The sequence below is a fragment of the Bacillus cereus group sp. BfR-BA-01524 genome (genome assembly GCF_022662595.1).
GTDB lineage: Bacteria > Bacillota > Bacilli > Bacillales > Bacillaceae_G > Bacillus_A > Bacillus_A thuringiensis_S.
Window position 1 is genome coordinate 1 of sequence record NZ_JAKUDW010000138.1, and the last position, 10,999, is coordinate 10,999.

The following is a 10,999-nucleotide window of genomic DNA, read 5'->3' on the forward strand; positions in this document are numbered from 1 at the left end:
GGAGCAGATTTGCGAGATGCAGATATTCGCGGGACTGATTTTACTAATAGTATTTTTCTGACGCAAGTTCAAGTAAATGCGGCGAGAGGGGATAAATATACGAAATTACCGAAATTATTGTCCCGTCCATCGCATTGGAGTGCGTAAAGAGTGAGGAGTATTTAGTGTGGATATATTTCAGTATTTAGAAGAGATGCAAGAGGATGTCTTTTCGTTAGCAGTAGAGCAAATAGAAGCGAAGTATTATGATATTTGTTGCATGTTGGCGTCTACAGAATATGCAGAACGAATTAAAGCAATTGATTTAGAGTCATATAATGAAAGTATTCGAGTAGGTTTGGATGCAGCTGTAGAAATGGCTACCAATGAAGAAGCAAAAGCGATTTATTTTGAGTATGACCTTGATAACGAGTGGACTAGTCAGTTTTATATTTGTGAGGAATACGTTCCACTTGAAGAAGAGGATGATGATTGGGCTTCTGAATGGACATATGATGTTGAGGGACTGGGGTCTGTAGAATTAGCGGATATGTATAATGAAAATTGCTTTGACACAAGTGAAAAAGCAATCGGTATCACTTTATATTTAATTGCTAAAACGCTGTGTAGTTTTATAAGTGTACGTAGTGAAGTGCAAAGTAATATACCGATTTGTATTGGTTTTCATGATCAAGACCCAATTATGCGAACAGGCAGAGATTAAGAATCTCTGCCTGTTTTGTTATTTCTTTTCAAAAGTAGTAATTAAAACACTACATATAATAAGAATACCACCAATAAAAAAGTTACTATTTAATGTTTCATTTAAGAGCAACCAACCAAGTAACGATCCAACGATAGGTTGGAAGAAGAAAAATAAGGAACCGATGCTTGCATCCAGTAATTCTAATCCTTTATTCCAAAGGAAAAAGGCACCTGCTGTTGAGACGATTCCTAAGTATAATACGCCTAATATTACGTACGTATTTACTGTTCCGATAGAGGCCGTTTGTAGCTCCCATATCATAAAAGGTGTAATAAAAAAGAGTGAAAAGAAAATTGCGTACGTTGTAATAACTAAGGATGAAAATTGGATTGAAGCGATTTTTACATAAATAGATAGTAAAGCCCATGTAATAGCGGCTCCAACTAAAATGATTGTCCCAATAAAATAGGAGCCAATTTCGATATCCCACCCGATTACGATAATGACACCGATTGTCGCTATTATAGTAGATAAAAGTCTACGAGCAGTTAGTTTTTCTTTCAAAATGAGCGCTGCAAATATAACCATAAATGCAGGTGTAGCTGATGTAACTAACGAGCCTGTATGAGCGTCGGATAATTTTGTTCCGATAAATTGGCATGTGATCGAAATGAAATAGCCGATAAATCCAATCCAAGCGAATAGGAGCCAATCTTTTTTGCGAATGACTACTTTTTTCTTTTGCTTTTTCTCAGCTATTTTCAAAATGAAATACAAAACAACAAAAGCGATAATAAAGCGTAGCCAAACGAGTGTTAGTGGTGGGATAAAATCGAGTACGTATTTGCTAACAACATACATACCGCCCCATATACTTGCTGCTAGTGATAAGCATATAGCTCCTAAAATTGTTTGTTTCATGTAAAGTACCTCCGTCTATTTTTAGGGTAATATGAGTTCCCTAAGACGAGGCATAGTGTATGTGCTAAATGAATGCCCGTCTTAGTTTATAGACGGCCTACAGGTTGATCATTTTCGAATGAAGTGTTGTAGTACATGCGTGCATTCCCCCTTCGTATTTTATAATGATATTATAACTTAATTTTCAGTTTATTGTACTGAATTGATTTTTTAGAAATAGAACGGTTATGTTCTAAAATAAGAAAAGCTTAAAAGAACAGGTGATTTCATAAATATATTTGGTTAGCACGTAACTAATGAAATTTGATAATTTAATTATATAATTGGAATCATATTTTATAAGTTTAAGAAAATATATAAAGTTATGTATAAATTGTGAATAATAAACCGTCACGTTTGACTGTACAGTTTATGTGTTGTATGATGTAAGTAATATAAACAAGGGGGGAAGATCGTTGGGAAGGTGTATCGAATCGGACAGTTGGCTCTCATGGCTCACGTGTCGAAACGAACGATTGATTATTATACGAATCTAGGTATCTTAAAAGCGGAGCGATCTCAATCTAATTATCGCTATTACGACGAAACAGCATTTGAGACATTACAATTTATTGAGAAGTGCAAAGAAATGCATATGCCGCTTTGTGAGATTAAAGAGAAAATCGAGGAGAAGAAGAAGCTGCTCGGTATCAATGAACACGTTTCGAAACAAGTGAATGAAGTGACAGACCATATTCATCGATTAGAAGTGGAGCTTACAGAGTTAAAGCCGCTTTTAGATGAATTGACTGATTCACAACGTGAAAAAATATCGAAATCTTTATCAGGTCAAACGACAGCTTTAATACAGACACTTGCTCTATTATTATAGAATAAGTGAAATCCGACCTCTTTAATTTTTGTATCGGGCTATGTTTTCTAACAAACAAATAAGAAAACATTATAGTATACAGGAGGTGGACACCTTAGTTTTTTAACTAAGGGGATTCATTGGAAATATTTAATTTAGTCATGGTTGCGATTTTAATCGCATTTACTGGATTTTTCGTAGCAGCAGAGTTTGCGATTGTAAAGATACGTTCAAGCCGTATCGATCAGCTTGTTGCGGAAGGAAAACGCGGTGCTTTAGCAGCGAAAAAGGTAACAACAAATTTAGATGAATATTTATCTGCTTGTCAATTAGGTATTACAGTTACAGCTATGGGATTAGGTTGGTTAGGTGAACCGACAATCGAAAAGTTATTACATCCGTTATTTGAGAAATGGAACTTAAATCCTTCTATTTCATCAGTATTAACATTTGGTCTTGCTTTTATGATTATGACGTATTTACACGTTGTAGTAGGAGAATTAGCTCCGAAAACGATGGCAATTCAAAAGGCTGAAAGGGTAACGTTATTATTGGCAGGCCCATTAATGATGTTCTATAAAGTAATGTATCCATTTATTTGGGTATTGAACGGTTCAGCTCGTGTGATAACTGGTTTATTCGGTTTAAAGCCAGCTTCAGAACATGAAGTAGCTCATACAGAAGAAGAATTACGTCTTATCCTTTCAGATAGCTATGAAAGTGGCGAAATTAATCAGGCTGAGTACAAGTATGTAAATAACATTTTTGAATTTGATAATCGTATTGCAAAAGAGATTATGGTACCGCGAACAGAAATCATTGGTTTCTACCTGGAAGATTCAGTAGAAGAACACATGAAAGTAATCCAAAATGAGCGATACACACGTTATCCGATTTTTGGAGAAGATAAAGATGATATTATCGGTATGGTCAACGTAAAAGATTTCTTTATTCGATATATGACCGAGGATCAAAAAGATTTATCATCTATTCGCTCGTATATGCGTCCGATTATTGAAGTGATGGAAACGACTCCAATTCACGATTTATTACTTCAAATGCAGAAGAAGCGAATTCCGATGGCTGTTTTATATGATGAGTACGGAGGAACAGCCGGAATTGTAACGCTTGAAGATATCTTGGAGGAAATCGTCGGCGAAATTCGTGACGAATATGATGAAGATGAAGCACCACCAATTCAACATGTGAACGAGCAACATATCATTGTTGATGGAAAAGTGCTTATCTCAGAAGTGAAAGATTTATTTGGATTACACATCGAAGAAGATGATGTAGATACAATCGGTGGATGGATTATGATGCAAAATCATGAAATCGAAGAAGGACAACACGTTGAGGCAGAAGGTTATGAATTTAAAGTTTTAGAAAAAGACGCTTACCAAATTAAACGTGTTGAAATTCGTAAGATGGAACAAGAACAAGAAGAAGAGAAAGCAGCAACTGTGTAAGTTGTTGCTTTTCTTCTAAAGTACAAAAAATGAGAACTTAGGAGCGGATATTTTGATTCAAGAAGCCTTACGTGTATATCGATTACAATTGTATGTGATCTTTAGTGGTTTACTACTTATGTGGACGATTACTCCGTTTGGAAAACAAGTGACAGGGTTCGGTATTGGATTAGCAGTAAGCGCCTATTGTCTTTGGTTATTAGCTCGCAGAGTGGAGAAACTCGGGAAAAGTATCGTAATGAAGGAAAAGGCTCCTGGATTAGGAGTTTTAAACCGATTTGCAGCTGCTATTTTAGGAGCTATCATCATGTATGAAATTGAGCATGAAATGGAAATGTGGGCATTCGGTACAGGGATTTTAGGTGGTCACTTTTTAATGATTGCAAATTTAGCTTATGCAAATATGCAATTAGTGAAAGAAGAAGAGAAACAAAGGGAACATGCTTCGAAAAACATAGAGCTATGATGAAAGGGACCTAATCGGGTTCCTTTTTTAGTTTAGCGATATTATACCAGTAATCAAATTAACGACAAATATAATACGCTTCTTTTTTGCGTTTTTCAATAGTATGAAAAATAATAAAAAAATTTTAAAAAACCCATCGATTTCTAAAGGTTATGTATGTTATTATGACAAAAGACTTTTTGAAAGAGGTGGATACCAATGTTACAAGCGCTACTTATTTTTGTGCTTCAAATTATTTACGTTCCAATTTTAACAATCCGTACGATTTTGCTTGTAAAGAATCAAACAAGATCCGCTGCTGGTGTTGGATTGTTAGAAGGAGCTATTTACATTGTCAGTTTAGGTATTGTGTTTCAAGATTTATCAAATTGGATGAACATCGTTGCCTATGTCATTGGCTTTAGTGCGGGACTGTTATTAGGCGGTTATATAGAGAATAAATTAGCAATTGGTTATATTACGTATCAAGTTAGTTTGCTAGACCGTTGTAATGAATTAGTAGATGAATTACGCCATTCTGGATTTGGTGTTACAGTATTTGAAGGTGAAGGAATTAATTCTGTACGTTATCGCTTAGATATCGTCGCAAAGCGTTCTAGAGAGAAAGAGCTTTTAGAAATCATTAATGAAATTGCACCGAAAGCGTTTATGTCTTCGTATGAAATCCGTTCATTTAAAGGCGGATATTTAACGAAGGCGATGAAGAAAAGAGCGTTAATGAAGAAGAAAGATGAACATGCATCGTAAAAAAGAGGAGTAGTGCTGCATTAAAAGCGCAGTATAAGTCCAAATGTAAAAGGGAGGAATCTATTTTGATGTAGATTCCTCTCTTTTTTATGAAAAATATTCATCTGTTAATTCAAAAAACTAAATCGTATAATTATTTTTTTACTCATTCTCAAATTAATGATTAGCCATATAATTTGAAAAAATACTGGTATAATAAACGCGATTAATAAAACGATAAGTGATATTGATTTAATTTCGGGTGTTTGAGTAACACCAGCACCATCAACATCTCGTAGCCAAATAATAGCTGCCCATATTCCAAAAATGATAATCCAAAATATGTTACCAATCCACCAAGAAATCCATCGTTTTTTCATATTAGCACCCCCTACATTTATCTACTGTTAAAAGTATATTTTCGTTTGTTACATTTATAATGAAACAACTTTAAAATCAGTTTTTAACTGTATATCTAACTTGTTTGAAGGTGACTATTTCTCCATCATCATTATCATCTTTCGTTTGTAAAAGTTGAACTTTTGGTTTGTAGTCCGTCCTATGAGCGTGTTCGATATCTTTAATGTTAAGCTTGTAGGATTCACCATTTTTTAGTTTTTGTTCCAACACTTTTTTATTAGCAACATAAATAAAAGTTACTTTATTTTCATCAATGCCTTTAGTTTTAATTTCTAATTCATTGTCTTTTGCTGTGATCGTTGGTGTTAATAATTCCATACTGCCTTTCCCGCTTTCTAAAGAATTCTCTGCTATAGTTGAACATCCTGATAATATGATTCCAGTGAATAGAAGAACAGCTAATTTCTGTTTCATAACATCCCTCAATTCCATGTGATTTTTGATTTTGGTATTGCTAGATTACTAGTGTGGAGCGTAAATGTTTAGTTAGTACCCTCTTAATTGTACCATAATATGTAAAATGAAACAGGATGTATATCCAATTTAAGGGAGAATGAAAAATTTACTGATTGTTGTAAATTCGTATGTTTTAGCTTCTATTTCAATCGAAATGTAGACGAGAGAAAGAAATTTTTTTATAGAAATTATAATTTTTACATTTTACAATAATGATAGGGAATAGATGAATTCATTTACTTCGGAGGTAGTTATTTGAACATTAATGAGAAGGCAATTGAAATGTTTGAACAAAATAAATATGAGGAAGCAATGGAACTGTTTCAACAAGCAGTACATGAATCTAGAGACGTACAATCTCTCAATAATCTGGCTTGGACGTACTTTTATGAGGAAGAGAATGATGATAAAGCTCTTGAATTAATAAGAGAAGTTGTTAAGTTGAATCCTTCTTCATACTTTCCTTATAACATCTTAGGGGACATTTACATGAAACAAGAAAAATGGACAGAAGCGAAAGAAGCATTACAAAAGTCTATTTCGATTCAACCATCAGATGAAGCATATCATAATGTAGCTGTAGCGCATTATAACCTTGGAGAGCTGGGAAAAGCTTCAGAATTTTTCTTGCGAGTTGCAGGGGGTTCGGACTATATCATGTATAACTATGTAAAATGTTTAATTGATTTAGAACGAACGACAGAAGCAAAAGAGAAGTTAGATACTTTTAACAGGGAATCTGATAATTTTTTAGGGGAAATTAATGTAGCAGATTTATATGTTGAGTTGAATTGCTATAAAGAAGCAATTGAATGGTTCGAAAAGGGATACAAAGAATATTGGAAAAGCCCAAATTGGATTGGTAGATTTGTGTATGCTCTATATAAAACGAATAATTTCTCCCGTATAAATGAAGTTATACGGGAATCTATCGAAGCGAAAACAGCAGAAATAGAAGATGTTCAGAATGAAGAAGTAGAAGAAAACTGGACAGAAAATGATAAGAAAGAGTTAATTGAGGAATATACAGAAGAGAATAATTGTTATAAAACAATGGTAGAACGTATCAAATCTGGATACGTTCCAGGATTAGAATTTGAAACTGATTATATAGGGGCTTGCTATTTATTTGGTTGTAAAAGACATAATCACCTTGAATATGAAAAATAAAAAGATTCGACTGTCACAGATGATGGTCGAATCTTTTTCGTTATAGGTCGCTTGTATTACATAGGTGTATATCCTCTTTAGAGGCCACTTTTTTTATATTTAAAATATGTAGTGATATAAAACCGATAAGTCCTATTCCGCCAAAAATAAGCCATGGTGTATACATTCCGCTTAAGTTGGATGTAAAAGATGTACCGGTATAATTACCAATGATAAAACCAAATGCGAGTGATAGTTGATAAAATCCGAAGAAAGTTGCTGTATATGATTCATTACTGTAATTTGCAATAGCGATATCAGCATTAGGTAATACGAGTGTTTCACCGATTGTAAATAAAATTACACAAATAAAGAGCCAATATGGGTGTTGAAATAAAGAAATGAGTAAAAAGGAAATACTCATTAATAAAACACCGTATTTAATAATTGAAAGTGTGTTGTATTTGTGGAATAATTTTCGGAATAATACCATAAATATGACGCCTGTTATCGCATTTATCGTAATAACGAGTGTAGCAAGTTGATTGCTACTACTAATGTTTTTCATATGAAGTGGAAGTGCGACAGTAAGCTGAGTAAACATAATATAGAAGAAAATCATGATAAAGGAAAACAGAAGGAAAGACTTGTTTTGTAAGATGGCCTGTATTCCTAATGTAATAGACGTGTTTTCAGTAGTGACTTGGAAGTGATTTTTAAGTAAGTAAAAGATAAAAGCGAATAACAGCATAAGTGATCCTGTTAGAGAGAAGGCATAGATTGGATCAAGTAAGAGTAAGAACCCTCCTGCAATTGGTCCGATTATTGCACCGCAATTAAAGCTAAGGTTTAAATATGTAAATAAATTTTTTCTCAAATGAGCTGGTTGTGAACCGAATATGGCGCGCGCAGCAGGTTCGTAAAATGCAGTTCCGAAGCCAATAAGTGCAGAAGAAATAGAAATTGTATAGAAATCAGAGCATATTCCTAAAGCGATAAATCCGATTCCTCTCAAAAATAAACCGGCTATCATCATAATGATATAGCCTATTTTGTCAGCAATTAACCCTGAGAATAATGGGATAACTCGTGATGTAATTGTCATAACCGTCAACACTGTTCCTACTTGGACAGCAGAAAAATGAAGAAAGGTTAATAGATAAATAGCTAAAAATGCGTATACTGCAAAATACCCAAAAGACATAAAAAATGAAGAAATAAGCATGAAACGTATCGGTGTTGAGAAACTTTTCATAGAAATCCTCCTAATTATGTAACCAGTAAAATTATTTGATGGTTAACTATTTTATACTATAATTATACATAAAGTCAGAAAAAAGTAAATTTTAAGAAGAAGGTGGATCGAATTGAATCAAAACGCTCCAAATGAACTAGAATATATTCGGGAATTTTTAAATACATGGAGAATACCAAACGATACGAGAGAGCCAATTGATTTGCTGCAAACAGAAGAAGACATAAAGCTCTTTATGAAAGAATATTTTGATGAAGAGTTTCCATTTCATACAATAGAGGAATTAAGAGGTTTTCGGGAAGATATTCGGATGACAATTGAAGGCGAAGGATCATTGCAAAAATGGTTAGAGAAATACCCATTTCATGTACATATAAAGGATGATATGAAAGGTATTACATATGAACCGGTATATGAAGAGAATGTGTATACAAAAGTGTTAAGCATTGTGTTAATGTCAATTCAAGAAAATGTGTGGGGAAGGTTAAAAGCATGTCCAGATTGTCGCTGGGTATTTTATGATCATTCGCGAAATGGAAGTAAAAGATGGTGCGGTATGTATGCTGGAGAAGAAGGAGGAAGAGCATGCGGTACGATTGCGAAAGTGAAAAACTACCGGGCGAAGAGAAAAGGGCGATCTGGTTATGATATGTAATTAATATTAGAGAAAGAAAAATGGATGGGGGAATGTAGAATATGAAAGGTACGCAAATGTTAGCTTTAAATAAAAAGTGTTGGGATACAGTTGCACCTTATTTCTTTCAAGTGGATTGTTTACCTAAATATGGTCCGTATACGGCGTCTGAAGATGAGATTCGTTTGTTCGATTCAATCAGAAAGAAAAAGGTTCTTGATATTGGCTGTGGAAGTGGGCATTCGTTGCAATATATGGCGGAACAAGGGGCAGAGGAATTATGGGGGCTTGATCTTTCGAGTACACAAATTGAAATAGCGAATAAGACGTTAAAGGATTGGAATCCAAAGTTAGTATGCGGAGCAATGGAAGAAGAAGGAGATATTCCGAAAGGATATTTTGATATTGTATATTCCATTTATGCATTAGGTTGGACTTCGGATTTAAGAAAAACGTTGGAACTGATTTATTCATATGTAAAGCCAGGGGGAAGTTTTATTTTTAGTTGGGAGCACCCAGTATATTCAAACTTACAGTATGGTACGGAAGAAGTTGCTATAAAGTCTTCTTATCATGAGGAAACGCCCATTACGTTTGAAACATTTAAAGGAGAAAATGTACAAGCGACATTATATAAGAGAAAAATAAGTACATACATAAATGAGTTAAATAGAGCGGGATTTAAAATTGAGAGAATAGAAGAGTCTGAACCATCGAGCTCGTTTGATGGAGAACTAGCTGAGCCGTCTACGAAATATTATTCTTTATATAAAGCTAGGATGGTGCCAACTACTTTTATTATGAAAGCTAGAAAGTAAACTGTTTTTATAAAAGAAGCCTATCATTTCAAACAAATGATAGGCTTCTTTATTTTAATAAAATTGAGGTTAAATGTGTACTTTTGTTATAAAAATGCATTTCATATAAAAAGTGTAATTATTTTTGGGGAGGGGGATTGTTGTGCGTCATCATAGAAATTGCAAAAAATTCGGAGTGGCACTGCCTCTTCCGCTTATAGGAGCAACTGGTCCAACAGGTAATAGTGGTCCAATCGGTCCAACTGGAGGGCATGAAGGTCCTGTTGGTCCTACAGGGGTGACTGGACCGACGGGAGCAACTGGGCCCCAAGGTCCTCAAGGTATCAGGGGGATACAAGGTCCCCGAGGGACAACAGGAGCACAAGGAATACAAGGAGCTATTGGTGATACAGGAGAGCAAGGTATAACTGGCTCAACTGGTCTCCAAGGTGCTCAAGGATTAATCGGAAACCAAGGTCCAATTGGTGATATTGGAGTACAAGGATTAGAAGGAATACAAGGAGCTACGGGTCCTGTTGGTAGTCAAGGTATACAAGGCACACAAGGAATACAAGGGGAAATAGGTGAGCGGGGACAAACGGGAGCACAAGGAATGCAGGGAGAGAGAGGCGAAACTGGAGTCTCAGGTGTAACTGGCCCCCAAGGTCCTCAAGGTGTTCAAGGAATACAAGGGGAGCAAGGGGCTACTGGTATACAAGGAGAAGACGGCTTCCAAGGGATACAAGGAATTACTGGAGAGGAAGGCCTGCAAGGAGCACAAGGAATACAAGGTGAAGTGGGTCCAACTGGTTCTACTGGAATGCAAGGTGCCCAAGGTATAAGTGGAATAAAGGGGATAACAGGTGCAATAGGTTTACAAGGCCCACAAGGTGCGCAAGGAATACAAGGTATAACGGGAGCAACAGGTTTTCAAGGGATAAAGGGAATAAGCGGTATAACAGGAGCTACGGGTAGTATTGGTATTCAAGGCTCAGAAGGACCACCGGGTGGTCCGATGGGAACAACCGGTCCAATTGGTCCATCTAGTGGAGTGACTGGTCCATCAGGTCCACCAGGTCCACCAGGAGGTCCAACAGGTCCAACGGGAGCGACTGGTTCAACAGGTGTAAGCGGAGAGATAGGTCCAATTGGAGCACAAGGAGTGCAAGGT

12 protein-coding genes and 2 pseudogenes are annotated in these 10,999 nt (G+C 35.5%); 10 read left to right on the forward strand and 4 right to left on the reverse strand.

All coding sequences use genetic code 11. From position 1 onward, the window contains the following. Both MR170_RS28030 and MR170_RS28035 read left to right on the forward strand, forming a co-directional pair. Window positions 1–147, forward strand: a pseudogene (locus MR170_RS28030) (pentapeptide repeat-containing protein); the annotation flags it as partial. Between the two features lie 19 nt (window positions 148–166). Beyond that, window positions 167–703 carry a hypothetical protein gene (locus tag MR170_RS28035; protein WP_242310226.1) on the forward strand — a complete coding sequence of 179 codons (537 nt, stop codon included), beginning with the start codon at window positions 167–169 and terminating at the stop codon, window positions 701–703. Window positions 704–721: 18 nt separating this feature from the next. Here the strand turns inward: MR170_RS28035 and MR170_RS28040 are convergent, their stop codons facing one another. Next, complete coding sequence (locus tag MR170_RS28040; protein ID WP_016080879.1) at window positions 722–1,606, reverse strand: DMT family transporter; 885 nt, start codon at window positions 1,604–1,606, stop codon at window positions 722–724. A gap of 463 nt (window positions 1,607–2,069) precedes the next feature. On the opposite strand from MR170_RS28040, the gene MR170_RS28045 reads away from it, so the two are divergent. The 4 genes from MR170_RS28045 to MR170_RS28060 all read left to right on the forward strand — a co-directional run bounded on the left by MR170_RS28045 (window position 2,070) and on the right by MR170_RS28060 (window position 5,138). Continuing rightward, the gene (locus tag MR170_RS28045) at window positions 2,070–2,477 is read left to right on the forward strand and encodes a MerR family transcriptional regulator (RefSeq protein ID WP_000285639.1); all 408 of its coding nucleotides are present in this window, start codon (window positions 2,070–2,072) and stop codon (window positions 2,475–2,477) included. Between the two features lie 119 nt (window positions 2,478–2,596). After that, window positions 2,597–3,925 carry a hemolysin family protein gene (locus MR170_RS28050; protein WP_000402255.1) on the forward strand — a complete coding sequence of 443 codons (1,329 nt, stop codon included), beginning with the start codon at window positions 2,597–2,599 and terminating at the stop codon, window positions 3,923–3,925. A 52-nt stretch (window positions 3,926–3,977) separates the two neighbouring features. Beyond that, complete coding sequence (locus MR170_RS28055; protein ID WP_000613876.1) at window positions 3,978–4,391, forward strand: ATP synthase subunit I; 414 nt, start codon at window positions 3,978–3,980, stop codon at window positions 4,389–4,391. A 198-nt stretch (window positions 4,392–4,589) separates the two neighbouring features. Continuing rightward, on the forward strand, window positions 4,590–5,138 hold the full coding sequence (locus MR170_RS28060; RefSeq protein WP_242310228.1) for a DUF2179 domain-containing protein: 549 nt from the start codon (window positions 4,590–4,592) through the stop codon (window positions 5,136–5,138). Between the two features lie 107 nt (window positions 5,139–5,245). Here the strand turns inward: MR170_RS28060 and MR170_RS28065 are convergent, their stop codons facing one another. Then, on the reverse strand, window positions 5,246–5,497 hold the full coding sequence (locus MR170_RS28065; RefSeq protein WP_242310230.1) for a DUF3923 family protein: 252 nt from the start codon (window positions 5,495–5,497) through the stop codon (window positions 5,246–5,248). A 76-nt stretch (window positions 5,498–5,573) separates the two neighbouring features. Continuing rightward, a complete protein-coding gene (locus MR170_RS28070; RefSeq protein WP_078994344.1) occupies window positions 5,574–5,969 on the reverse strand; it encodes a hypothetical protein in 396 nt (131 codons plus the stop codon). Window positions 5,970–6,248: 279 nt separating this feature from the next. Here MR170_RS28070 and MR170_RS28075 point away from each other — a divergent pair, with 279 nt between their 5' ends. Further along, window positions 6,249–7,163, forward strand: a complete 915-nt coding sequence (locus MR170_RS28075; RefSeq protein WP_242310232.1) for a tetratricopeptide repeat protein — start codon at window positions 6,249–6,251, stop codon at window positions 7,161–7,163. 40 nt (window positions 7,164–7,203) lie between these two features. Here the strand turns inward: MR170_RS28075 and MR170_RS28080 are convergent, their stop codons facing one another. After that, entirely contained in the window at window positions 7,204–8,397 is a 1,194-nt protein-coding gene (locus tag MR170_RS28080; RefSeq protein ID WP_242310234.1) for an MDR family MFS transporter, read from the reverse strand. A 112-nt stretch (window positions 8,398–8,509) separates the two neighbouring features. Between MR170_RS28080 and MR170_RS28085 the strand changes: the two genes are divergently transcribed. From MR170_RS28085 to MR170_RS28095, 3 genes and pseudogenes are all read left to right on the forward strand, one after another. Continuing rightward, the gene (locus MR170_RS28085) at window positions 8,510–9,052 is read left to right on the forward strand and encodes a CGNR zinc finger domain-containing protein (RefSeq protein WP_001072930.1); all 543 of its coding nucleotides are present in this window, start codon (window positions 8,510–8,512) and stop codon (window positions 9,050–9,052) included. Window positions 9,053–9,093: 41 nt separating this feature from the next. After that, on the forward strand, window positions 9,094–9,849 hold the full coding sequence (locus MR170_RS28090) for a class I SAM-dependent methyltransferase (RefSeq protein ID WP_242310236.1): 756 nt from the start codon (window positions 9,094–9,096) through the stop codon (window positions 9,847–9,849). 142 nt (window positions 9,850–9,991) lie between these two features. After that, window positions 9,992–10,999, forward strand: a pseudogene (locus MR170_RS28095) (collagen-like protein); the annotation flags it as partial.